This window comes from Sphingomonas psychrotolerans, from assembly GCF_002796605.1.
GTDB lineage: Bacteria > Pseudomonadota > Alphaproteobacteria > Sphingomonadales > Sphingomonadaceae > Sphingomonas > Sphingomonas psychrotolerans.
The window spans coordinates 2228094-2252697 of sequence record NZ_CP024923.1 but is presented as its reverse complement, the minus strand read 5'-3'; the positions used below and the strand labels follow the sequence as shown (position 1 = coordinate 2252697).

23 protein-coding genes are annotated in these 24604 nt (G+C 65.3%); 16 read left to right on the top strand and 7 right to left on the bottom strand.

The features are described 5' to 3' along the window. Positions 1–144: 144 nt before the first annotated feature. The 5 genes from petA (at position 145) to CVN68_RS10190 (ending at position 4125) form a co-directional block, all read left to right on the top strand. Entirely contained in the window at positions 145–729 is a 585-nt protein-coding gene (petA, locus tag CVN68_RS10210) for a ubiquinol-cytochrome c reductase iron-sulfur subunit (protein WP_100282114.1), read from the top strand. Positions 730–741: 12 nt separating this feature from the next. After that, entirely contained in the window at positions 742–2031 is a 1290-nt protein-coding gene (locus CVN68_RS10205) for a cytochrome b (RefSeq protein WP_100282113.1), read from the top strand. Between the two features lie 15 nt (positions 2032–2046). After that, positions 2047–2883, top strand: a complete 837-nt coding sequence (locus CVN68_RS10200; protein ID WP_100282112.1) for a cytochrome c1 — start codon at positions 2047–2049, stop codon at positions 2881–2883. An 82-nt stretch (positions 2884–2965) separates the two neighbouring features. Next, a complete protein-coding gene (locus CVN68_RS10195) occupies positions 2966–3505 on the top strand; it encodes an adenine phosphoribosyltransferase (RefSeq protein WP_100282111.1) in 540 nt (179 codons plus the stop codon). An 83-nt stretch (positions 3506–3588) separates the two neighbouring features. Next, a complete protein-coding gene (locus CVN68_RS10190) occupies positions 3589–4125 on the top strand; it encodes a hypothetical protein (protein ID WP_100282110.1) in 537 nt (178 codons plus the stop codon). Between the two features lie 5 nt (positions 4126–4130). On the opposite strand, the gene CVN68_RS10185 is transcribed toward CVN68_RS10190, so the two are convergent. Next, a complete protein-coding gene (locus tag CVN68_RS10185; RefSeq protein ID WP_100282109.1) occupies positions 4131–4580 on the bottom strand; it encodes a MaoC family dehydratase in 450 nt (149 codons plus the stop codon). Between the two features lie 97 nt (positions 4581–4677). Here CVN68_RS10185 and CVN68_RS10180 point away from each other — a divergent pair, with 97 nt between their 5' ends. From CVN68_RS10180 to CVN68_RS10140, 9 genes are all read left to right on the top strand, one after another. Beyond that, positions 4678–5769 (top strand): glycoside hydrolase family 88/105 protein, encoded by a 1092-nt coding sequence (locus tag CVN68_RS10180; RefSeq protein ID WP_158298824.1) that lies wholly within the window; start codon positions 4678–4680, stop codon positions 5767–5769. Positions 5770–5841: 72 nt separating this feature from the next. Next, the gene (locus CVN68_RS10175; RefSeq protein ID WP_233503673.1) at positions 5842–7464 is read left to right on the top strand and encodes a putative bifunctional diguanylate cyclase/phosphodiesterase; all 1623 of its coding nucleotides are present in this window, start codon (positions 5842–5844) and stop codon (positions 7462–7464) included. Next, the gene (locus CVN68_RS10170) at positions 7461–8186 is read left to right on the top strand and encodes a LysM peptidoglycan-binding domain-containing protein (RefSeq protein WP_100282106.1); all 726 of its coding nucleotides are present in this window, start codon (positions 7461–7463) and stop codon (positions 8184–8186) included. The genes CVN68_RS10175 and CVN68_RS10170 overlap by 4 nt, the downstream gene beginning before the upstream one ends. A gap of 57 nt (positions 8187–8243) precedes the next feature. After that, on the top strand, positions 8244–9917 hold the full coding sequence (locus CVN68_RS10165) for a serine/threonine-protein kinase (RefSeq protein WP_100282105.1): 1674 nt from the start codon (positions 8244–8246) through the stop codon (positions 9915–9917). A gap of 8 nt (positions 9918–9925) precedes the next feature. Further along, positions 9926–10912: a type VI secretion system-associated FHA domain protein gene (locus CVN68_RS10160; RefSeq protein WP_233503672.1), complete on the top strand. Its 987-nt coding sequence runs from the start codon at positions 9926–9928 to the stop codon at positions 10910–10912. 83 nt (positions 10913–10995) lie between these two features. Further along, positions 10996–11658 (top strand): PP2C family protein-serine/threonine phosphatase, encoded by a 663-nt coding sequence (locus CVN68_RS10155; protein WP_233503671.1) that lies wholly within the window; start codon positions 10996–10998, stop codon positions 11656–11658. Positions 11659–11723: 65 nt separating this feature from the next. Beyond that, positions 11724–14282, top strand: coding sequence for a TonB-dependent receptor domain-containing protein (locus tag CVN68_RS10150; protein ID WP_233503670.1), 2559 nt, complete (start codon positions 11724–11726; stop codon positions 14280–14282). 49 nt (positions 14283–14331) lie between these two features. After that, positions 14332–15918 (top strand): rhamnogalacturonidase, encoded by a 1587-nt coding sequence (locus CVN68_RS10145; RefSeq protein WP_100282102.1) that lies wholly within the window; start codon positions 14332–14334, stop codon positions 15916–15918. A gap of 414 nt (positions 15919–16332) precedes the next feature. Continuing rightward, positions 16333–16812: an MgtC/SapB family protein gene (locus CVN68_RS10140; protein WP_100282101.1), complete on the top strand. Its 480-nt coding sequence runs from the start codon at positions 16333–16335 to the stop codon at positions 16810–16812. Between the two features lie 89 nt (positions 16813–16901). Here CVN68_RS10140 and CVN68_RS10135 read toward each other — a convergent pair whose 3' ends face one another. Beyond that, positions 16902–17270, bottom strand: coding sequence for a hypothetical protein (locus tag CVN68_RS10135; RefSeq protein WP_100282100.1), 369 nt, complete (start codon positions 17268–17270; stop codon positions 16902–16904). Between the two features lie 136 nt (positions 17271–17406). On the opposite strand from CVN68_RS10135, the gene CVN68_RS10130 reads away from it, so the two are divergent. Continuing rightward, on the top strand, positions 17407–17871 hold the full coding sequence (locus CVN68_RS10130) for a HEAT repeat domain-containing protein (protein ID WP_100282099.1): 465 nt from the start codon (positions 17407–17409) through the stop codon (positions 17869–17871). Between the two features lie 55 nt (positions 17872–17926). On the opposite strand, the gene CVN68_RS10125 is transcribed toward CVN68_RS10130, so the two are convergent. The 4 genes from CVN68_RS10125 to map form a co-directional block, all read right to left on the bottom strand. After that, entirely contained in the window at positions 17927–19351 is a 1425-nt protein-coding gene (locus tag CVN68_RS10125; protein ID WP_100282098.1) for an aldehyde dehydrogenase family protein, read from the bottom strand. Positions 19352–19486: 135 nt separating this feature from the next. Continuing rightward, positions 19487–20899, bottom strand: coding sequence for a type I glutamate--ammonia ligase (gene glnA / locus CVN68_RS10120; protein WP_100282097.1), 1413 nt, complete (start codon positions 20897–20899; stop codon positions 19487–19489). Between the two features lie 93 nt (positions 20900–20992). Then, complete coding sequence (locus CVN68_RS10115; RefSeq protein ID WP_100282096.1) at positions 20993–21331, bottom strand: P-II family nitrogen regulator; 339 nt, start codon at positions 21329–21331, stop codon at positions 20993–20995. A gap of 175 nt (positions 21332–21506) precedes the next feature. Then, positions 21507–22331: a type I methionyl aminopeptidase gene (map, locus tag CVN68_RS10110; protein WP_100282095.1), complete on the bottom strand. Its 825-nt coding sequence runs from the start codon at positions 22329–22331 to the stop codon at positions 21507–21509. 53 nt (positions 22332–22384) lie between these two features. Here map and CVN68_RS10105 point away from each other — a divergent pair, with 53 nt between their 5' ends. Beyond that, positions 22385–23140, top strand: a complete 756-nt coding sequence (locus CVN68_RS10105) for a competence/damage-inducible protein A (protein ID WP_100282094.1) — start codon at positions 22385–22387, stop codon at positions 23138–23140. A gap of 67 nt (positions 23141–23207) precedes the next feature. On the opposite strand, the gene CVN68_RS10100 is transcribed toward CVN68_RS10105, so the two are convergent. Then, the gene (locus CVN68_RS10100; protein ID WP_100282093.1) at positions 23208–24599 is read right to left on the bottom strand and encodes a M20/M25/M40 family metallo-hydrolase; all 1392 of its coding nucleotides are present in this window, start codon (positions 24597–24599) and stop codon (positions 23208–23210) included. Positions 24600–24604: the final 5 nt, after the last annotated feature.

Genomic DNA, 24604 nt, shown 5'->3' with positions numbered 1-24604 from the left:
ATCCTTGTTGGCAAAGCCGCTTCGCCACGTCTATCAGGCCGGCCAAGCCACCGGGGGCACCGGGCGGCTCTGGGTGCGTATGCGCCTGCGTCCCGTTACCCCGCGCGGTCGTCGCGGATTGTTCTGAAGTGCAAGGGCTGAAGCATGGCAACGCTTGAAGACGGTGTTTCCCCGACCCAGACCGTGGTCCCCCCAGGCGATGTGATCGAGAACCCGCGCCGCCGCGATTATCTGCAGATCGCCGCCGTCGCCTTCGCCGGGGTGGGCGGGGCGGTGACCGTGCTGCCGCTGATCAATTCGATGAACCCGTCGGCCGACGTGCTCGCGCAATCGACCACCGAAATCGACGTTACGGCGATCGAGCCGGGCCAGGCGATCAAGACCAGCTTCCGTAAGCAGCCTTTGTTCGTGCGTAACCTGACGCCGGCGGAGATCGCCGCGGCCGACGCGGTTCCGGTGTCGAGTCTGCGCGATCCGCAGACGCTCGCCGAGCGCACCAAGGAAGGGCACAGCAACTGGCTGATCACGCTGGGCGTGTGCACCCATCTCGGCTGCGTGCCGCTGGGTGCGGGCGAAGGCGAGAATCGCGGGCCGTTCGGCGGCTATTTCTGCCCGTGCCACGGCTCGGCCTACGACACCGCCGGCCGCATCCGTCAAGGTCCGGCTCCGACCAACCTGGCGGTTCCCGATTATGAATTCACGTCGCCCACGGTCGTCGTGGTCGGTTGAGGATAGACGCAGATGAGCTTCCCCTGGGCACGCCATTACCAACCCAAGAACCCGCTGACGCAGTGGATAGACAGCCGTCTTCCGCTGCCGCGCTTCGTCTATAACGCAGTCGGCGCCGGCTATCCGGTGCCGCGCAACCTCAACTATTTCTGGAATTTCGGCGTGCTCGCCGGGGTGTGTCTGGTCATCCAGATCGTCACCGGCATCGTGCTCGCGATGCACTTCCATTCGTCGGCGGCCGGTGCGTTCGAATCGATCAACGGCACGATCATGCGCGACGTCAACGCTGGCTGGTTCCTGCGCTTCGCGCACGCCAACGGCGCCAGCATGTTCCTGCTGGTCGTCTATATCCACATCTTCCGCGGCCTTTATTACGGATCGTACAAGGCACCGCGCGAGATGGTGTGGCTGATCGGCGTGGTAATCTTCCTGCTGCTGATGGCCACTGCGTTCATGGGCTATGTGCTCCCTTGGGGGCAGATGAGCTTCTGGGGCGCGCAGGTGATCACCGGCTTCTTCTCCGCCATTCCGGTGGTCGGCGAATGGATCCGGGTGTGGCTGCTCGGCGGCTACGCGCCGGACGACGCCGCGCTCAATCGCTTCTTCTCGCTCCACTATCTGCTGCCCTTCGTGATCGCGGGCGCCGTGATCCTCCACATCTGGGCACTCCACATTCCGGGCTCGTCGAACCCGACCGGCGTGGAAGTGAAGGGCGAGCAGGACACCGTCCCGTTCCATCCTTACTATACCGCGAAGGATGGTTTCGGGGTCGGCGTGTTCCTGATCCTGTTCTCGACGCTGATCTTCTTCTACCCCGATCTGCTCGGCCACCCGGACAATTACATCCCGGCCAACCCGCTCTCGACTCCGGCGCACATCGTTCCCGAATGGTATTTCTGGCCGTTCTACGCGATCCTGCGCGCGTTCACTGCGGATGTGATCATCCCGGCGAAGCTGTGGGGCGTGATCGCGATGTTCGGCTCGATCCTGCTGCTGTTCTTCCTGCCGTGGCTCGACAAGTCGCCGGTGCGCTCGGCGAACTTCCGTCCGGCTTACCGCATCGCTTTCTGGGTGTTGGTGCTCGATGTGCTGGTGCTCGGCTATTGCGGCGGTTCGGCGGCGACGCCCGCGATCGTCATCATCAGCCAGATCACCGCTGCGTATTATTTCGCGCACTTCCTGATCATCGTGCCGATCATCTCGCGCCTCGAGCGTCCGAAGCCGCTGCCCAACTCGATCACCGAGGCAGTGCTGGGCGACGCCGGCGGCTCGCGGATGACCGAGACGGCGCTGAGCGCGTAAGGGGAAACCAGGACAATGCTTCCGCTCTTCATCCGCTCGATCAAGTTCCTCATCGGCGCCGCATTCGTCGGCGTGCTCGGATGGGCGCTGCTTTGGACTGTGGTCGACACGGTTCAGAACCCGCCCGCCGAGACCGCCGAAGAGGCGATGCACCACCATCCCAAGGAGTTGCACCTCGCTTCGAACGGCCCGCTGGGCAAGTTCGACAACGCCCAGATCCAGCGCGGCTTCCTCGTCTATGAGAAGGTCTGCGCGAGCTGCCATTCGCTGAACCTCGTCTCGTTCCGCGATCTGCAGCAGATCGGCTATAACGAGGCCGAAGTGAAGAAGATCGCCAAGGATTGGCCGATCAAGCAGCCGGTGCAGGATCCGAAGGCAGGCACCTGGGGCGAGCGTGACAATCTCGCTTCGGACCGTTTCCCCAAGGTTTATTATCCGGGCACCGGCACGCCGCCGGACCTGAGCCTGATGACCAAGGCGCGGCATGACGGCGCGGCCTATGTTTATTCGCTGCTGACCGGATATGACGAAAAGCCCTCGGCCGAAGCGCTCAAGCACTTCCCCGAATTCGCCAAGCCGCCCGAGGGGATGTATTTCAATCCCTATTTCGCCAACCTCAACATTTCGATGCCGCCGCCGCTTACCGGCGACGATCAGGTCACCTATTCGGACGGAACGCGTGCGACCAAGGACCAGATGGCGAAGGACGTGGCTGCGTTCCTCGTCTGGACGGCAGAGCCGACGATGCAGCGCCGCCACTCGGCGGGCCTCGCGGTGGTGCTGTTCCTGCTGATCGCGACCGGCCTCGCTTATGGCGCCTATCTGACCGTGTGGCGGGGCGTGAAGCACTAAAGCCGGGACCACCACATCGCTGAACTGACGAAACCCCGCCGCGGCCCTGCCCGGCGGGATTTCTTTTTGGATCGGGACGCACATGGCGAATGACAATGACGACATCCGGCGGCGGATCCGGACCATCCCCGATTTTCCCAAGCCGGGGATCCTGTTCCGCGACATCACCACACTGCTGCTCGACGCCGAAGGGCTCAGGCTGACGATCGAGCGGATGGCTGAAAAGGTCGAGGGCAAGATCGATCTCGTCGCTGGCATCGAGGCGCGCGGTTTCCTGTTCGGCGCGGCGCTGGCGGTGAAGCTCGGCACCGGCGTCCTGCTGATCCGCAAGGACGGCAAGCTCCCCGGCGCGACGATCGCCGAGGATTATGCGCTCGAATACGGCACCGATCGGATCGCCATCCATGCCGATGCCTGTGCGCCCGGCGCCCGGGTGCTGCTGGTCGACGACCTGATCGCCACCGGCGGCACGGCCCGGGCGGCGGTGCGGCTGCTGCGCAAGGCCGGGGCCGAAGTGACCCAGGCGGCGTTCGTGGTCGACCTGCCCGAACTGGGCGGCGCCGATGCGCTGCGTGGCGAGGGGATCGCGGTCAACGCACTGGTGGCGTTCGAGGGGCATTGAGGCCGAAGCGGAACCTCGCTTCCGGCGCAAACGTTCTCAAGCCGTTAATCGTACCTGCGGCTACGCTCGAGAGGATCGTCACCATGTGGATACGCCGCATCTCCGCCGTCGGGCTGCTCGCCGCGCTCGGGCTCACTGCCGCGGCCTGCACCGAAGACGGCTATGGCTATTCGGGTGTGTCGGTCGGCTATTCGAGTGCCGGCTATTATGACGACGACTATTACGGCGGCGGCTATGGGAGCGGCTTCGGCAGCCCCTATTACGGCTGGTACGGCGACTATTATTATCCGGGCTCGGGCTATTACGTCTACGACCGTGATCGCCGTGCGCATCGCTGGAATGATGGCCAGCGGCGCTATTGGGAAAACCGGCGCAGCGGCTGGCGCGGCGACCGGCGCGAGATCCGCGAGAATTGGGGCCAGTTCCGCAACGAGCGGCGCGACGACCGCCGCGCGTATCGGACCGAGCGCCGCGAGGATCGCCGGGCATACCAGCAGGGGCGGGTGACCCGGCCTGAATTTCGCGAGGATCGCCGTCAGGACCGTCGCGAGTTCCGCCGTGACCGGACGCAGGACCGGCGCGAGCTGCGTCGGGAGAACCGCCGCGATCGCCGCGACTGACGGGGCTAGTCGGCCGGACGCCGCCGCATCAGCGCGAGCGCGGTGAAGCGCAGCACCGGTTCGTCGTGCTGGTTGAAGGTAGTCATGCTGTTGCGCACGCTGCCCATTTCGGGGCGGCTCTGCGATGGCCGTACTTCGAGCACTTCGCTCTCGCAGCGCAGCACGTCGCCGGGATAAACCGGCTTGAGCCAGCGCAGATCGTCGACCCCCGCTGCGCCGAGGCTCGCCTGCGGATGGAGCTTCATATGTTCGACGAACATCGCCATCGTCATCGCGCAAGTGTGCCAGCCGCTCGCCGCTAGCCGGCCGAAATGGGTCTGCGCGGCCGCCTCGTCGGAGAGGTGAAAGGGTTGAGGATCGTATTTTTCGGCGAAGGCGAGAACTTCCTCGCGGGTGACTTCATAACCGCCGAAGCTGCGCTTCATGCCGACTGCGATATCGTCCAGATAGAGCATCAGTTGAGTTTTGGATGAAAACTGAAATTTGGCAACCCCCGTTCTGTTTGTCAGACAGGGGGACCACGGTACTCTTCCAAAAATGGGAGGAGATGTCATGATTCGGAATATCGTGCTCGCGGGCTTGCTTGTGCTCGGAACCGGCGCCGCTGTCGCCGGCCCGGATGGGCCGACCAGCGCCCGCGCCGCGCCCTCACCGGCGAAGATCGGTGGCATGGCCGCCAAGGCCTATCTCGCCCGTCCGGACATCGTACCGCTGCGTATCCCGCAGACGCGCGGAGTGCATTATGCCGACGTCGCCTCGGGCTATGGCGCCGCGCGACTTGCCGAGGCCACCGGCGACAAGGCGCTGCTCGACCGGGTGATCGCCCGCGAACGGGTGGCGAGCGCCCTCGAGAATACCGCGAACCATGTCGATGTCAGCGTCTATGGCACCTGGCCGCTCGAAATCGCGCGCCAGACCGGTGACAAGGACGCGTTGCGCCGCGGTCTGGCGCTCGCCGACAATCAATGGGCGACGCTGGGCGATGACGGGCTGACGGCGCAGGCGCGGTACTGGATCGACGATGTCTGGATGATTGGTTCGCTGCAGGTGCAGGCTTGGCGCGCCTCTAAGGATGGCAGATATCTCGACCGCGCGGCGCTGATGGCGCGGCGCTATGTCGAGCGGCTCCAGCAGCCGAACGGACTGTTTTTCCATGGCGACGCGGCGCATTTCTTCTGGGGGCGCGGCAATGGCTGGGTCGCGGCGGGGTTCGCGGAGATCCTAACCGATTTGCCCGCGACGCATCCCGAGCGCGGCGCGATTGAGGCCGGGTATCGCAAGATGATGGCGGCATTGCTCGCCAACCAGGCCAAAGACGGCATGTGGCGCCAGTTGATCGATCATCCCGAGAGCTGGCAGGAAACGTCGGGCACCGCGATGTTCGGATTCGCGATGGCGCGCGGCGTGCGGCTCGGTATCCTCACCGATCCGGCCTATGCCCGGGCTTACAAGCGCGCCTGGTCCGGGCTTGCCGCCTATGTCCAGCCCGATGGTCAGATCAGCGAAGTGTGCGTGGGCACCAACAAGGCGGACAATGTCGCGCATTATCTGAACCGTCCGCGGGCGACCGGCGACTTGCACGGGCAGGCGGCGTTGCTGTGGTTCGCGGCGGAGCTGGCGGACCGGAAGGTGCCTGCGCTCTAGCGTCCGTTGTCATGCTCCGGGGGGCGCGCTCCTTAACCGCTTCGTATGAGTCGCGGCGTTACCAAGCACCTCATGCGGCGTGCTTATTTGCCCGAGGGTAGCGGTTCGAGCCGGTTCTTGCGTGTCGGCGGCTGGCTGCTGGCGGGCGCCGGAGTCGTGGCAGGCGCGGCACTCGGCTATCCGGCGCTCTTTTTTGGCGCGATGGCGGCCGTGTCGCTAGGCGCGGCGCTGCGGATGCGGCGGCGCGTCTCGGCGGTGGCCGCGCGGCTGGCGGGGTTGGCGCGGATCGAGGTGGCGACATCGCCGTGGGAAACCTTGCGGCGCGCGACTGCCCTGCTCGAAGATCGCGTCCGCAGCACCGAAGACCGGCTGGAGCAGCGCCACGCGCTCACCGGCCTGCCTACCCGCGAACCTTTGCTGGTGCAGATGAAACGCGAAGGCGCCGGGACGCTCGGGCTGATTGCGCTCAACGATTTCGACCGGCTCTGCGCATTCGACCCGGCGCTCGCCGATCGCGCGTTGAAGCATTTTGCCGAGCGGATCACCCGGATGGTCGGCGACGCGCGGATGGTTGCGCATGTCGATCGCTCGCATTTCGCATTATGGCTCGGATCGGGCGTATCGGCGGACGAGGCCGAGCGCCAGCTGGTTGCCATCAGCTATGCCTTGGGCGACGTGATGCACGAGGACGGACGCGAGCTGGTGCCCGAGGTCAGGGTGCATCATGCCGAATGGTCGGCACTGCAGGAGGCTGCGCCGGCCACCTTGGCGCGGGTGCTGGCGGCATGCGCGGCGGGAACCGAGGGGCCGCTACAGGTCCAGCGAGTCGATGCGACCTCGGCAACTGCCGAGCGCGATCGCTATGCGCTTGAGCAGGATTTGCGCGGGGCGCTGCACAACAACGAGTTCGAGCTGCGTTATCAGCCGCAGATCGACGCGGCGAGCGGGCGAGTGATCGGCGCCGAGGCATTGTTGCGCTGGCACAATCCGATGCGCGGAATGGTCTCTCCGGGGCTGTTCATCCCGGTGCTCGAAAGCGCGGGGCTGATCGAGGAGGTCGGACTGTGGGTGCTGAACGCAGCCTGCCGGGAAGCGCGGAGCTGGCATCGGCTGGGGCAGGGGCCGCTGACCGTCGCGGTCAATGTCTCGGCGCATCAGCTCGACCGGCCCGACATTCATACCCTCATCAAGCGCACGCTCGAGCGCCATTCGCTTCGCGCGGGATTGCTCGAGATCGAACTCACCGAGAGTGCCGCGGCCGCCGATGTGGGCCGTGCCGAACGCCTGTTCGAGACGCTGCACGGCTTGGGAATCCATATCGCGATCGACGATTTCGGCACGGGTTTCTCGAGCCTTTCAGCGCTGCGCGTGCTCGCCTTCGACAAGATCAAGATCGATCGCCAGTTCGTCACCGAAGTCGAGCACCGTCGCGACAGCCAGGCGATCTGTCAGAGCATCATCGCGCTTGCCCGCGGGCTCGGGATCCGGGTGCTCGCCGAAGGCGTTGAGCGCCAGGAGGAATATCTCTGGTTACGTCGCCACGGCTGTTCCGAATTCCAGGGCTATTATTTCTCGCCGCCGCTGGGTGGTACCGAGTTCCAGTCTTTCGTCTGCAATTCCGCCCCGCTTCGCGACCGGCTCGTGCTCGATGCGCGGCAGGTCCAGACCTCTCTCTCCCGAAAGCTCGCCCGATGAACTATCGCTCGCTCCTGCGCCTCGTCGCGTTCGCCAGCCTGGCGCCGCTCGCCGCCTGCTCGAAACGGCCGGCGCCGCAGCCGGCCGCGGTCCCGGCGCCGCTGGCCGAGAGCGAGATCCAAGGCGTCCAGGCGCTGCTGATGCTGGGTGATCACAAAGGCGCCGAGAAGAGCCTCAAGCCGCTGCTCAAGCGCGAACCGATGAACCCGAAGCTGCAGTTGTTGCGCGATTCGATCTCGGGCGATCCGAAGGAACTGCTGGGGCCGACCAATTACCCCTATACGGTCCGCGTCGGCGAGACGATCGAGCAGTTGGCCGAGCGCCTGCTCGGTAACCGGCTGAAGGCCTATCAACTCGCGCGCTACAACGATCTCGCCAATCCCTCGGCGCTCACCGCGGGGCAGATCCTGCGCATTCCGGGTTCGCCGCCACGGCCCAGACCGCAGCCCGCCCCCGAGCGCGCGTCGCGTCCTGTGCCTGCCGCGCCGCGGCCCAAGGCCACGGCGACGGCGCCCGCTCCAGCACCGGTAAAGTCCGTCGCCAATCCGGCGGCGGCGCAGCGCGCGCGTTCGGCCGGGCTGGCGGCGCTCAATCGCGGCGCGGTCAATCAGGCCGTGGGGCTGCTGCAACGCGCGCACGCGCTCGATCCGGGCAACACGGTGATCCTGCGCGATCTTCAACGTGCGCAGCGGATCGCGGCGACCGTGCGCGCCCGCCAATAGGAAGAAATCCTTAAGTTCCCGCCGCTAAGCTGATTCTCTCAGCAGTTGGAAGGCGTAATGGAAAGGCTGGGCCGGTACAGGATCGAAGCGCGGATCGGCGAGGGCGCGATGGCCGATGTGTTTCGCGCGCACGATCCCGATATCGGCCGAGTCGTCGCGATCAAGGCGCTCAAGCCCGATTATCGCCGTGACCCCGAACTCGGCGCCCGCTTCCTGCGTGAGGCGCGCGCCGCCGGTGCGCTCAACCATCCCAATATCGCCACGATCTACGATGTCGGCGAGGCCGACGGTGTTCCCTATATCGCGATGGAGTTGATCGACGGACGCCCGCTCGACATGGTGCTGCAGGCGCAGGGCCGGATGCCGTTCGAGCGTGTGCTGGCGCTCGGCGCGCAGCTCGCGGACGCGCTGTCCTGGGCGCATGCGCAGGGCGTCGTCCACCGCGATGTGAAGCCGTCGAACATCCTGCTCTCGTCCGATGGCAAGACCGCCAAGCTGCTCGATTTCGGCGTGGCGCGGATCAGCGAGAGCGACGCCGGCATCGCCGATCGCCAGATGGCGCGTACCCAGGCGGGCCAAATGATCGGTACGCCGCGTTATATGAGCCCGGAACAAGCGCTGGGGCTTCCCGTCGATCCGCGCTCGGACCTGTTCTCGCTTGGCGCGGTGCTCTACGAGATGGTCACCGGCAAGATCGCGTTCGACGCCAGCGGGCTTGCGACGCTCGCGCTGCAGATCGCACAGGAGAAGGTCGCGCCGATCGAGCGCTCTGCCGCCGATTGTCCTCCGGGCCTGCGCCAGGTTATCGACAAATTGCTCGCCAAAAAGCCCGATCAGCGCTTCGCTGACGGCGCGCAGCTCCTGCAGGCGCTGCGGCGCGAAACCGCGGCTCTGACCGCTGAAGATACTGTGACGCGTCGCGGGCTTTCGCTGCGCTTCAAGCTGCCGCTGGCGCTGGTGAGCATTACCTTGATCGCGCTGCTGCTCAGCATCTCGACGATCCTGACGCGCCAGCAGCATGCGCTCGAGCATATGGCGATCGCCTCGGGGGAGACGATCGCGACCTTCGTGACCAAGAATGCCGCGGTTTCGCTCGCCGACAATGCGGGGCTTGCGCCCGAGCAGCAGGATTGGACGCCGCTTCAGGCGTTCGTCGCCGCCGCCAGCCAGGATGGCGGCGTGCGCGGCATCATCGTGGTCGACGCGGGCGGCACGATCCGGGCGGCCAGCGACGCCCGCCGCGTCGGGCAGCGTTATGCGGCGCCTGCGGGCGAACAACGACTTAACGATGGAAGCCTCGCGGTGACCAACGTGGCGGACGGGAAAGGCGGGGCGCTGCGCTTCGTTCGGCCCATACGCTATGCCGACGCCGATTTCGGCTCGGTCGACATTCTGCTCCCGCGCACGGCGCTCGATGCGGCGATGGCCAATGCGCGGACGCTGATGATTGCGCTCGCCTCGATCATCATGCTCGTCGTGCTGGCTATCGGCTATATGAGCGGCGCGATGGTGGTGCGGCCGCTGCGCCGGCTCCAGCAGAGCTTCGACGCGGCGCGCGAGCAGGGCTTCGCGCTTCGCATCTCGCATCGCCGCCGCGACGAGATCGGCGCATTGTTCGATGGCTTCAACCAGCTCGCTGCCGAAATCGAGCCGCGGCTGCACGGCACGGCCAGCGAGGAGCCCGCGCTCGACGCCACTTGTATCCAGATCACGCCGAAGCGCGCGGCATAGACATGTACATGCTCCAGCTCTTCGACATGGACGATGCGGTCCAGCCGATCGATGCACGGTTGTTGCGCGAGGGTGCGATCAGCATCGGCCGCGACACCAAATGCGACTGGCCGATCGCCGATCCGGACCGCGCTCTCTCACGCGAGCATTGCCAGGTGGCGGCCTCCGCCGACGGCCTGATCATCCGCCCGATCGGCACCAACGGCGTGTTCGACGATGAGACCGGCGACCGGCTTCCCGACCTGGTTGACGTACCGGTCGGAGTGCCGTTCACGCTCCGCATGGGGCGGTTCCGCATTGCCGCGACGCGGGCGCCGCTTGGCGACGAAGTGACGGACGCGTCGCGGACAATGGTATTGACGCCGCCGCTCGGGGCGTCGGTCGCGATCCCGACCGACTGGGTCGATGCGCAGCCGATCGCGGCGTCCGGCGGCGAATCTTTGCTGGAGGCGTTTTGCCGCGGAGCTGGGCTCGACGCATCCTTGCTGTCGAGCGAGGAGCCGGTGGAGGTGATGGAGCGTGCCGGGGCGGTCTATCGCCAGATGGTGCTTGGTATCGCCGACCTGATGGTCGAGCGCGATCGCGCGCGGGGCCGCTACAATCTCACCCGCACAACGATCGGCGGCTCGGGCAACAACCCGTTCAAATGGGCGCCGACCCAGCGGCTCGCGATTGACTTGCTCCTCTCCGGCGTCGGCGGCTTCTTATCGGGGCCGACGGCGATCAGCAGCTCGCTGCAGGACGTCAAACGGCACCTGATCGCGACTTTCGCGGGATTGCAGGCGTCGCTGCGCCAAGCAGTATCCACCTTCGATCCGCAGGTAATCGACGCTGCGGTGTCGAAGAACAGCAGGCTGTTGAAAAGTCGTCACGCGCTTCAGGCGCAGGAGATCGAGGCGCGGCACGCCGATCTGGCGAAGCAGCTCGACGGCGCCGAGGGTACGCTCGATCGTGCCTTCGTCCAGGCCTATGCCGTCGCCGAGCAGGGCAAGTGAGAATCAGCCTGGCGAACTCAGGCGGCTCCCGAGAGCCATTCCCCGAGCCATTCCGCTCGATATCACGAAGCCATGTCGGGCGCGTGCGTCAGGTCAATGAGGATCGCGTCCTCGACCGGCCTGATCGCGCTCTATGGGCCGTGGCGGACGGGATGGGGGGGCATCGCGGCGGCGACATCGCGGCCGATCTGGCGATCGCAGCGCTTCGAAACCTCGCCGATGCTCCCATCGCAATCACCGGAGCAGCGATCCTCGCCGCGCTCGAACGCGCGAACGAGGATATCCTCGCACGCGGAGAGGGCGTGGGGGGCATCATCGGTTCGACGATCGTCGTGCTGCACATTGCGGAGGGTGAGGCGCATATCTTCTGGGCGGGCGACAGTCGCGCCTATCGCGCGCGCGCCGCCGGCTGGCACCAGGTCACCCGCGATCACAGCCTCGTCCAGCAGCTGATCGATCAAGGCCTGATCGATCGCGAGCAGGCGGCGCGCCATCCGCAGGGCCATGTGATCACGCGTGCTCTGGGGGTCGACAGCCGCGTCGAAGTGGAGACCATGTCGTTTCGAGTGGAGAGAGGTGAGGTTCTGCTGCTCTGCTCGGATGGTCTCAGTCGTTCGTTCGATCCCGAAATACCTGCCGAATTCGACTCGACCGATCCCTGCGTCGCGGACCGGATTCTCGGCGATGCCCTTGAAAGAGACGGTAGCGATAACATCAGTTTCGTGATCGTTTCCCCTCGACGCTGATCGAGCGGACCGAGATCGTCACTGGCGGCTCGTCGGCGGTCTACGGGTCGGACGCGATCACCGGCGTGGTCAACTTCATCACCCGCGACGACTTCCAGGGCGTCGAGACGCGTATGCAGCTCAATGTCGACTATCCGACCGGAACGCCGGTCTACAATGTCGACCTGACTGCGGGCACCAACTTCGCCGATGGCCGCGGCAATATCGTCGTCTCAGGCAATTATCTGATGCGCAACAGCATCACTCGCGGTGAGCGTGGCGACTTCGCGTATGAATCGCTGTCGGACGGCTGCACGGTTCCCGGCTCGGGCGGGCGCGACACGTCAGGCGCGCCCTTCGCGGTGCCCGGTGGGCAGACCTGCACCAGTGCCGGCGGCGAGCTCGGCTTCCTCGCCGGCGGGTCGGGCGATATCCCCAATGGCCGCTTCTCGGGTATCCCGGCTGCGGGCGGAGCCAACGCCGCGCTCAACGCGGCTTATGCGGCTGCCGGACTGAGCGGGCTCGGCTCGCGCGGTTTCACCTTCAACAACCTCGGTAGCGCGGCGCGTCCCGCGATCACCCCGCAGGACGATTTCAACCTCGGCCCCGACAATTACCTGATCCAGCCGCAGGAGCGCTGGATGGTCAACAGCTTCGGCCATTACGACCTGAGCGACAACATCACTGCCTATATGGAGCTGCATTACTCGCGCAATAAGGTCGCCGCGCGGCTGGCGCCGACCAATGTCGGCTCGCCGACCTTGTTCAACGTCAACAACCCCTATCTCACGCCCCAGCTGCGCGAGGTATTCCGCCAGCTCGACCTTGCCGAGACCGGCACGATCACGGTGACCAGCGGCACGGCGACGCGCACCACGGTGGCGGGCGACGGACTCGCACTGGTCACCGCAGGGCGGCGCTATGTCGAGGTGGGCCCGCGCAAGGCGACCGAGACCCGCAACGTCTATCGCGGTGCCTGGGGCATCCGCGGGGATATCGGCAGCGTGTCGGACAGCATGCTGAGCAACCTGAAATTCGACCTCTATTACACCCACTCGCGCAGCGAGAACACGCTGCAGCTCCAGAACGCGCTGTCGCGCAGCCGGCTGCAGGCGTCGTTGCTCTCGGCCGGCGGCGCCGCACCGGTGTGCAACATCTTCGGGCAGAACATCTCGCAAGCCTGCATCAGCGCGATCGCGATCGGCGCGACCAACCGCACCGTCGCCACTCAGCAAGTCGCGCAGGGGAGCCTGACCGGCGACCTGATCGCGCTGCCCGCCGGACCGCTCGGCTTCTCGGTCGGCGGCGAATGGCGCAAGACCAGCGCGACCTTCTCGCCCGACGCCTATCTGTCGTCGGGCGACGTCGCCGGCTTCAATCCCGGACTCTCGACCAAGGGCAGCGTCACGGTCAAGGAAGTGTTCGGCGAAGTCCGCGTGCCGCTGATCCACGATACACCGCTGATCGACAGCCTCGTCGCCAACGGCGCCTTCCGTTACTCCGACTATAATCTCGACGGGATCGGCGGCGTGTGGACCTATCTGGGCGGGGTCGACTGGAAGGTGAGCCCCGACATCGCGTTCCGCGGCCAATATCAGCGGGCGATCCGCGCGCCGAATGTCGGCGAATTGTTCGGCGGGACGACGCGGGTGGTGAGCGTCGCGACCGACCCATGCTCGAGCCGTGCGCCCGCCGCGCAGCAGACCGCAGCCGTCCGGGCAGTGTGCATCGCTACTGGCGTGCCGGCGGTGCAGGTGTTCGGCGCCGGTGTGCAGCCCAACACGATCTTCCCGGCCGATTTCGGCGGAAACGCCAATCTCGGCGCCGAGAAGTCCGACACCTACACGGTGGGCGTAGTGTTCACCCCGCGGTTCGCGCCGCGGCTCAGCATCAGCGTCGACTATTTCAACATCACGCTCAAGGGCGCGATCGCGGCGCTGGGCGGCGGCCTCCAGAACACGCTCAACCTCTGCTACAACGTCCTTCAGGATGCGGGCAGCGAGTTCTGCCAGGCGATCAACCGCAGCCCGACGACCGGCGAGATCAACGACCCCTATGTCGCGCAGATCCGCAACGCGAATACCGGAGCGCTGCGTACCTCGGGCATCGACTTCGCCGCGCGCTATCATTTCGATGTAGGATTCAATCCGTTCGGCGGCACCAGCTCGTTCGATATGAGCACCAACGTCACGTATCTGCATGACTTCACCTCAACTCCGGTCGAGGCCTTCCCGAACATCAAGAATTACTGCGCGGGATCGTTCGGCCCGACCTGCGGCCAGCCGCTGCCGAACTGGCGCGGGATCAGCCGCGTGACGTGGAACATGAACGATCTCAGCCTCAGCCTGCGCCATCGCTATATCGGCAAGGTGACCACCGATCGCTACATCGTGCCGACCCGGCAGGGTTCGGCCTCGGCGCCGGCGCTGTCGAGCATCGCCTATCCGACGCTTGCCGCGCAGAATTATTTCGACGTCTCGTTCGATCTCGACGTGAACGACAAGGTCGAGGTGTTCGGCGGAGTCAACAACGTCACCGGCAACATGCCGCCGGTCACCACGCAGGGGCCGAACGCCAATACCTGGTCGGCGACCTATGACGTGCTCGGCAGCGAGTTCTTCCTCGGCGCCACGTTCAAGTTCTAAAAGGGGCGGGCCGGCGCTTCATGGCGCCGGCCCCGCACGGGAGCATCGGATGACCCTCGATCGGCGTAGATTGCTTCTCGGTGGCACGATCGGTGCGGCGGCGTTTTTCGTCGGACGATCGGCGCGGGCCGCGTTGAGCGAGGCCGAGCGCGCCCGCGGCTGGATCGACGTGCGCGATTTCGGGGCGAAGGGCGACGGCGTCGCGATCGACACCCCTGCGATCAACAAGGCGATCGACCATGCGGCGGCACGCGGCGGCGGGACGGTGTGGTTTCCCGCGGGCATCTGGGCCAGCTACACCATCCGGCTGAAGAGCAAGGTCACGCTGCATCTCGACAATGGCGCGACGATCCTCGCCGCGCCGGCGCCGCAGGACGGCCGCGGCGGCTATGACCTCGCCGAGCCGATCGACCCGGCGATCTCGACCTTTCAGGATTTCGGGCACAGCCATTGGCGCAACAGCCTGATCTGGGGCGAGGGGCTCCACGATGTGGCGGTCACCGGGCAGGGGCTGATCTGGGGCAAGGGGCTCGGCCGCGGCGACGGCAAGGACGCGTGGCTCAAGGATCCCAACGGCCCCGGCACCGGCAACAAGGCGATCGCGCTCAAGAATTGCCGCAACGTGACGCTCAGCGACTTCAAGATCCTCGAAGGCGGCTGGTTCGCCTTGCTCGCCACCGGCGTCGACAATCTGACGATCGACAACGTCCTCGTCGACACCAATCGCGACGGTTTCGACATCGACTGCTGCAAGAATGTCCGTGTCTCGAACTGCACGGTCAATTCGCCGTGGGACGACGCGATCTGCCCCAAGAGCAGCTATGCGCTCGGCTATCCCCGAGTGACCGAGAACGTCACCATCTCGAACTGCCTCGTGACCGGCAATTACCAGGTCGGCTCGGTGCTCGACGGGAGCTGGAAGAAGATGCCGGCCGAATTCGCCAAGGACATTCACGGCCGGATCAAGTTCGGCACCGAGACCAATGGCGGCTTCCGCAACATCACGATCACCAATTGCATCTTCGAGGACAGCCGCGGGCTGGCGTTCCAGACAGTGGACGGCGGCATGGTCGAGGACGTCACCGTCTCGAACCTGACGATGCGCGGGATCGTCAACGCACCGTTCTTCCTGCGGCTGGGCAAAAGGATGCGCGGGCCGGCGGGGCGGCCGATCGGGACGATGAAGCGGATATTGATCCAGAATGTCGTCAGCTCGGGCGCGAACCTGTTGCCCTCGGTGATCGCGGGGCTGGCCGATCATCCGATCGAGGATGTCCGGCTGTCCAACATCTATCTGCAGCATGTCGGCGGCGCGCCCGCTGCGATGGCTGGGTTGACGCCGCCCGAGGCGGAACTCGGCTATCCCGAAGCGACGATGTTCGGCGATCTGCCCGCGACCGGCTTCTTCATCCGCCACGCGCGCCGCATCGAGATGCGCGACGTCGAGGTCGCAGTGGTGGCGCCGGATCCGCGCCCGGCGTTCCGGCTCGAGGATGTCGAGGACGCCGACTTTACCGGCGTGCGGGTGCCCAAGGGGCCGGCTTTCTCGCTGGAAAAGGTCGTCGGCTTCCGCAGCACGGGAAACCGGTGGCTGAAGGACCGGGTGGTTGACGGGCCGGTCTCGGGGAGCTTTTAGGCCGAAAGTTGACTCCCTGCTTGACTCGCTGGCTGATTTTCCGAGGAGTCAACTTCTATTAAGATACTGATTTATAACAATAAAAATCAAGACGAAGTTGACTCGATATCGTCCGCGTCCGTGAGGCGACGCGATGCGAAGGTCACGCGCACCGCTAGTCAAGCGCGCCAAGGCAGCCTGCGCCACGCGCGTTGCGGGATCGCGTAATGCGTTCGGTCCGACGATGTCAAAGAGCAGGCCGGCGACGCCGACCGCCCTGGGCAAGCAGACGAAATCCTACATTGCAAGCATGGCCCGGCGCTTCCCGCACCCTCCGGGGGATACTCGATCCGGCCGTCGGACCCGCGACATGGACTGGCGGACCGCGACAGCCGCGAATGTGGCAAATCCGCAAGCTATGGATATGGTGCGGCGATGTTTGCGCAAATCTTTGCCAGTGGCTCTTTCAACCCTGTTCCTCATTTCATCGCGATGGGCATCGCCTATGTTCTCGCGTTTCCAATCGGCTGGAATCGGGAGCGAGAGGAACGCAGCGCCGGGCTGAGGACCTTTCCTCTGGTCGCCGTTGCCACCTGCGGGTTCATTCAGGCGGCGGAATCGGTGACCGCGCAGAGCCCTGAGGCGATGGCCCGGATCGTCGAAGGGCTGATTACCGGCATGGGGTTTATCGGCGGCGGGGCGATCCTGCGTCTGAAGGATTCGGTCAAGGGAACCGCGACTGCGGCGAGCCTTTGGATAACCGGAGCAATCGGGACCGCGGTGGGCCTTGGCAGCATAGACGTCGCGGTGATGCTTGCGCTGGTGACCCTGATCACCCTTCACCTATTGTCGCCACTAAAGCGGAGCGCGCTCGTCGCCTCCGCTGACGACAAGACTTCCGACGCGATCGACTGATGTGCGATTACCTTGGGGCCGGGATCCGCCACGTCGGAGCAGCAAGGTCTTCTTCTGGTGGGAAGCTGCCGTTCTGCCCAAATGGAGAGTTACGACGGCGAAAGCCCATGTAGGGCGATAATGCCGATGTATCCCACGATCACTGCGATTGTCGCTCTGACCCAAAACCGTGAGATCTTCGCCTCCGCAATACACCAATAGAGAACCGCACCCATGGCAGCAAAAATGGCTCCGCCCGAGCTGATGAAAAGCAGAACGGCGCGGGTTTCCTCCGGCGTCGAAGGTTGCCCGGTATTCCGATTGTGGATGGGCACACCGTAGAAAAAATGGGCGATGCTGATTGCGCCGATAAACAAAACCATGAGCGAACCAACTATGATCCAGCCACGAGCCACACGACGAAGCACCTCCCGGTGATCTTCCATCGATTTCGGAATGTGTCGCTTCATCCAATCCATAAGTGATCAGGGCCTTCGACGCGAATGGCAGCAAGTGGGGCGGAAGCTGCCATGGCATAGACTGGGTGGAAAGCCGATACGGGACTAAGTCGGCGAGCGTTTGCGCCCGACGCACTTCGTGTGCCAGGCTGATGCTATGGGCGAAGGTTACGAACCACCATCGGATTTCCTGAAGGCGATTATGCGGGATGAGGTGCCGTTCATCGGGAGCCTCGGGGATGCGAATGTCGCGAGGCTCATCCAGATGACCCGAGACCCGGATCGAGCGAACCGCGATTGGGCAACCTTGCTCTTGGCGCAGCTAGAGCGGGACACGGAGGAGGTCAGACAGGCTTTGTTCGCTGCCGCCGCCGATGAGGACGCGTACGTTCGCGGAGAGGCCATTTTAGGCATAGCCGAGCGGGAGCCTTCGCTGGCCCTGCCGCTCATCCTTACGGCACTTCAAGAGGAGACGGTCTGCCTTCAGATCTTTGAAGCGGCTGCCGTCGTTGCACACCCTTCTTTAATCGACAGCTTGCGCGACTTCACGGATGGAGAGGATCACATCGATCAACTCGCCCGCGATGCTCTGGCCGCCTGTGAAGAGGGGCGTGCCATCTGAGCTTCAATGTCCGCTACTGGGGCGTTATCAGCCGTTCACGTCAGGGCTTTGCGATCTAGGCGAGGACCCCGACCACCGACTTGACCTCGAGGAATTCGGCGAGCCCGAACTTGCCATGCTCGCGGCCATTGCCCGATTGCTTGTAGCCGCCGAAGGGCAGGTTCGGATCGGGCTGGCCGCCATTGACATAGACCATGCCCGCGCGCAGCCGCGGGGCGACCCGCCTGACGCTCTCCGCGTCGCCGAACACCACTGCCGACAGGCCGTAATCGGTGTCGTTGGCGATGCGGATCGCATCTTCCTCATCCTCGTACGGGATGATCGTGACCACCGGCCCGAAGATCTCCTCACGCGCGATCGTCATGTCGTTGCGGACATTGGAGAAGAGCGTCGGCTTGACGAAATAGCCGGTTTCCACGCCGTCGGGCCGGCCGGGACCCCCGGCTTCGAGCTTCGCGCCTTCCTCGAGCCCCTTGGCGATCAGCCCCTGGATCTTGTCCCATTGGGTCTTGTTGACGACGGGGCCGATATGGCGGCCCTCTTCCGAAGGATCTCCGCATTGCGTGGCCTTCATCACCTCGGCAGCCGCTGCCGCGACCTGCTCCTGCAAGTGGCGCGGGACCAGCAGGCGGGCAGGGGCGATGCAGCTCTGGCCCGAATTCATCAGCACGCTGAACAGAGTCACGGGCACAGCCTTGGCCAGGTCGGCGCTTTCGAGCACCAGCGAAGGCGATTTGCCGCCGAGCTCCTGATGGACGCGCTTGACCGTGTCGGCGGCGTTCTTCGCGACGAGTATGCCGGCGCGGGTCGAGCCGGTGAAGCTCACCATGTCGACGTCGCGGTGCTGCGACAGCGCAGTGCCGACGCCGGGGCCGTCGCCGTTGACGAGGTTGAACACGCCCGCGGGGACGCCGGCGGCATCCATCACTTCGGCGAAGATCGCGGCGCAGCCGGGCGCTTCCTCCGAGGGCTTGAGCACCATCGTGCAGCCCGCGGCGAGCGCGGGCGCGACCTTGGAGACGATCTGGTTGAGCGGCCAGTTCCACGGGGTGATCAGCGCCACCACGCCGATCGCTTCGTGGACTACGAGGCTGTTGCCGATCTGCTCCTCGAACCGGAATTCCTTGAGCGCGCGCGCGGCGGACAGCAGATGGCCGATGCCCGAGCCTACCTGCGCGGTTTTGGCGAGGCTGAGCGGCGCGCCCATTTCGAGGCTGATCGCTTCGGCCATGTCGGCCGCGCGCGCCTTATAGGCTTCGAGGACGTGCTCGATCAGCGCGATGCGCTCGTCGACGCTGGTGCGCGAGAAGCTTTCGAACGCGCGCTTGGCTGCGGCGACGGCCTTATCCACATCGGCGGCGGAGCCGAGCGTGATTTCGCTGACGGCGGCCTCGGTGGCCGGGTTGATCACTTCGTGCCGGGTGCCGCCATCGCTCTCGACCCAAGCGCCGTCGATATAGTGCTTCAGACTGCTGCGCATCCCGCCTCTCCCGATTCGAACTTCCGGTATGGCGACTAGATGGCGGCCGGCGAGGACGGTTGCAAGCTGCAACCCGGACAACGCAAACGCCCGGACCTTGCGGCCCGGGCGCTTCGTTCGTCTAAGGCTCGAAGATTACGAGCTGTAGTACATGTCGTATTCGACCGGGCTCGGCGTCATTTCCCAGCGGGCGACTTCGCCGCGCTTGATCTCGACATAGGCGGCGATCTGATCGCGGGTGAACACGTCGCCCTTGAGCAGATAGTCCTGGTCGGCCTCGAGGCTGTCGAGCGCTTCGCGCAAGCTGCCGCACACGGTCGGGACCTGCTCGAGTTCCGCCGGCGGCAGATCGTACAGGTTCTTGTCCATCGGATCGCCCGGGTGGATCTTGTTCTGGATGCCGTCGAGGCCGGCCATCAGCAGCGCCGCATAAGCGAGATATGGGTTGGCGAGCGCATCTGGGAAGCGGAACTCGACGCGCTTGGCCTTGCTGCCCGCACCATAAGGGATGCGGCACGAAGCCGAGCGGTTGCGGCTCGAATACGCGAGCAGCACCGGCGCCTCATAGCCCGGGACCAGCCGCTTGTAGCTGTTGGTCGACGGATTGGTGAAGGCGTTGAGCGACTTGGCATGCTTGATCACGCCGCCGATGAAATACAGGCACATGTCGCTGAGGCCCGCATAGCCGTTGCCGGCGAACAGCGGGTTGCCCTTGTCCCAGATCGAAATATGGGTGTGCATCCCCGAGCCGTTATCTTCCTTGATCGGCTTGGGCATGAAGGTCGCGGTCTTGCCATAGGCATGCGCGACCTGATGCACGACGTACTTGTAGATCTGCATGCGGTCGGCGGTTTCGACGAGCGTGCCGTAGGTCAGGCCGAGCTCGTGCTGCGCGGCGGCGACTTCGTGGTGATGCTTGTCGCAGGGCAGGCCCATTTCGAGCATCGTTGCGACCATCTCGCCGCGGATGTCGACCGCGCTGTCGACCGGCGCGACGGGGAAATAGCCGCCCTTGGCGCGCGGACGGTGGCCGAGATTGCCGCCTTCATATTCCTTGCCCGAATTGCCCGGCAGTTCGATGTCGTCGATCGCGTAATACGAGGTCGAATAGCTGTTTTCGAAGCGGACGTCGTCGAACATGAAGAACTCGGCCTCGGGGCCGACATAGACGGTGTCGCCGATGCCGAGCGTCTTGAGATAGGCCTCCGAGCGCTTGGCGGTCGAGCGCGGATCGCGCGAATAGAGCTCGCCGGTCGAGGGCTCGACCACGTCGCAGACGAGGATCAGCATCGGCGTCGCCGAGAACGGATCGACCCACACCGCGTCGAGATCGGGCTTGAGGATCATGTCCGATTCGTTGATCGCCTTCCAGCCCTCGATCGAGGAGCCGTCGAACATCAGGCCGTCGGTCAGCTCGTCCTCGCCGAGGATCTTGGCGACCATGGTCAGGTGCTGCCACTTGCCCTTGGGATCGGTGAAGCGGAGGTCGATCCACTCGATCTCGTGCTCCTTCACCATCTTCAGGATGTCATTGGCCGAATTCGCCATCGTAAAAGCCCTTTCGCTCTCTTTCGTCTGCCCGCCGAATCGGGCAATAAAATTACTTGTGCGCGCGTCGCAATATAACAGTGCTGCGCTGCGTCAAATCGCGTTCTCGTTGCGCTCGCCGGTGCGGATGCGCAGCGCGGTCTCCACGGGAATCACGAAGATCTTGCCGTCGCCGATCCGGCCCGTCTGCGCCGCGGCGGCGATCGCCTCGACGACGCGCTCGGCGAGACTGTCGTCGACCACTACCTCGAGCTTCACCTTGGGGAGGAAATCCACCACATATTCGGCGCCGCGATAGAGCTCGGTATGGCCCTTCTGGCGGCCGAAGCCCTTGGCTTCGGTGACGGTGATCCCGCTGACGCCGACTTCGTGCAGCGCCTCCTTCACTTCATCGAGCTTGAACGGCTTGATGATCGCTTCGATCTTTTTCACGTGTTCCCCCAAAGGAGTGAGGCAGTTCCCCTAGCGCGCGTCTGGCAACAACCGTGCCAGAGGCGGAGTCGGGGATGCCCCTCGGGTCGCACGCCGCGCAAGGCTTAACAAGTGCCTGTCAAACGGGCAGCGGCGGCCCGGCTGCCTTATTCGAGGGCAAGGCCCCCGGCCCGCCTCAATAAGGCGGGTTGTGCAGGCCCGTGGGGCTGGTCGTGAAGATCTCGCAGCCGGTTTCGGTGATGCCGATCGAATGTTCGAACTGCGCCGAGAGCGAGCGGTCGCGCGTCACCGCCGTCCAGCCATCGTCGAGCAGTTTCACGTCGGGACGGCCGATGTTGATCATCGGCTCGACCGTGAAGAACATCCCCGGGCGCAGCTCGGGACCGGTGCCGGGGCGGCCGACATGGACCACCTCGGGCGCATCGTGGAAGATCTGGCCGAGACCGTGGCCGCAGAAATCGCGAACCACGCCGTAGCGATGCTTCTCGGCATGCTGCTGGATGGCATGGCTGATGTCGCCGAGATGGTTGCCCGGCTTCGCCTGTTCGAGTCCGAGCATCAGGCATTCATAGGTCACATCGACCAGCCGGCGCGCCTTGATCGGGACGTCGCCGACCAGATACATCCGGCTGGTGTCGCCGTGCCAGCCGCCGAGCATCGGCGTGACGTCGATATTGACGATGTCGCCGTCCCGGAGCGTGCGATCGGACGGAATGCCGTGGCAGACGACATGGTTGATCGAGATGCAGCAGCTGTGCGTGTAGCCGCGATAGCCGAGCGTCGCGGGGACGCCGCCGCCGGCGGTCGTCATGTTGCGGACGATGTCGTCGAGCTCGTCGGTGCGCACGCCGGGGACGACATGCGGCACCAGCGCGTCGAGGATCTCGGCGGCGAGGCGGCCGGCCTTGCGCATGCCTTCGAAGCCCGCGGGTCCGTGGAGCTTGATCGCGCCGTCGCGCGCCTGCGGCATGTCTTCAGTGACAGTGACATATTCGGTCATGGCGGGCGATATAGGCGTTTGCGTGGACGTTTGCGAGGCTCTAGGCCGGGCAAATGAGCGAGCGCATCTGGACCGCGGCGTGTGTGGTGATCGGCGACGAGATCCTGTCGGGCCGCACCCAGGACAAGAATGTCGCGCAGCTCGCCAGCTGGCTCAACGTCCAGGGCATCCGGCTACGCGAAGTGCGGATCGTGCCCGATGTCGAAGCCGCGATCGTCGAGGCGGTCAATGCGCTCAGGGCGCGCACCGACTATCTGTTCACCACCGGCGGGATCGGCCCGACGCATGACGACATCACCGTCGATGCGATCGCCGCCGCTTTGGGCGTACCGGCGGTGGTGCATCCGGAGGCGCGGGCGGTGCTGGCAGCCTATTACGAGACGCGCGGCGGGCTGACCGACGCGCGGCTGCGAATGGCGCGAGTGCCCGAGGGCGCCGACCTCATCCCCAACCGCATGTCGGGCGCGCCGGGGATCCGCTGGGGCAATGTCTTCATCCTCGCCGGCGTGCCGCACATCACCGCGGGGATGCTCGACGCGCTTACCGGCACGCTCGAAGGCGGGCTGCCGGTGCTGTCGCGTACGGTGGGGGCGTGGGTCGCCGAGAGCGAGATCGCGGATCTGCTGCGTGAAACCGAGCACGCGCATCCGGGCGTCGCGATTGGCAGCTATCCGTTCTTCCGCGAGGGGCGGGTGGGCGCGAACTTCGTCGTGCGGGCGACGGAGCAGACGCTGGTGGACACGACGATCGACGCGCTGATCGAAGGTCTGCGCGCGGCGGGCAGAGAGCCGGTCGACGGGGGAATCTAGAGTGTCCAGGTTACAGGACAGTCCTGCCACACTCCCGGCGTGACAGAACGTCGCAAGTGCGACGGCCCTATTTGGCCAGCTCGGTGATCACGCGCTTGTAGAAAGTCACCGCCGGCGCGATCTCGCCGACCGGGATGCGCTCGTTGAGCCCATGCGCGAAGCTGTCGCTCGACTTCATGAACAGCGGGCTGACGCCATAGCTCGCTACGCCCTTGCCGCGAAACCACATGCTGTCGGTCGCGCCCGCCGACATCACCGGCACCACCGGCACATCGGGGAAGCGCGCATGCACCGCTTTGGCGATCACCTTCATCAATTCGGGGCGGAGCGGCGAGGCGTCGCTGGGCACCGAGCCGCTTTCGACCTTGGTCACCATGACCGCGGGATCGGCGATCAGCGCGGCTAGCTTCGCCTGCACTTCGGGGATCGGCGTGCCGGGGAAGATCCGGCAATTGACGTTGGCAGTCGCGCGCTGGGGCAGCGCGTTGGTTGCGTGCCCGGCATTGGCCATGGTCGCGACGCAGGTCGTCCCGGTCTGGCCGACATAGCCCGGATCGCCGCGCAGCAAGCCGCGCGCCTCGGCATCCTCCGGATTGGCGGCGAAGCGGCGCATCGCGTCGGCGAGCTTCGCGTCGGGGGTGCGGGCCGCGGTCGCCAGCCAGCTGGCTTTGGTGATCTCGTTGACCTGACCGGGGAATTCATACGCCTCGATCTTCTGCAATGCGGCGGCGAGCTGATAGATCGCATTGGGCTTGCGCGGCGCGCTCGAATGGCCGCCGGGATTGGTCACGCTCAGCTCGAAATCGGCATAGCTCTTCTCGGCGCCCTGCACCCCGAACATCACCGGCTTGCCGGCCTCGTCCATGTCGCCGCCGCCGCCGTCGATGTTGAGCAGCAATTCGGCGTCGTGGAACTGCTCGGAGAGTGCGGCGGTGGTCTTCATCCCCGTCTCCTCGTCGCCCGAGAAGAGCAGGACCACATCGCGGCCGGGCTTGAAGCCCTCGCGCTTGAGCTGGATCATCGAGGCGACGAAGGTCGAGACGTCGAACTTGTTGTCGCTGGCGCCGCGGCCGAACAGATAGCCGTTCTCGACCACCGGCGTGAACGGGTCGCGCTCCCAATCGGCGGGCTTCGCCTCGACCACGTCCATATGCCCCGAGATCAGGATCGGCTTCGCGCCGTTTTTCGCCTTGCCGGTGCCGCGATAGCGCGCGACCAGATACGCCGTGTCGCCGAGCTTCTCGACGCGAACATCACTATCGGCGAACCCGCCGGCGACGAGCTGCGCCTTAAGATAGTTGGCATAATCGAAGGTCTGGTTGCCCGGCCCCGCGACGGTGCGGAAGGCGATTCCACGCTTTAGCAACTCGAGCGCCTGCGCCTCGGCGGACGAGCTGGTCTGCGCCTGCGCGGGGATGGCGGCGAGCGCCCCGGCGAGAAGGATCGCGAGGTGGCGCATGCGGC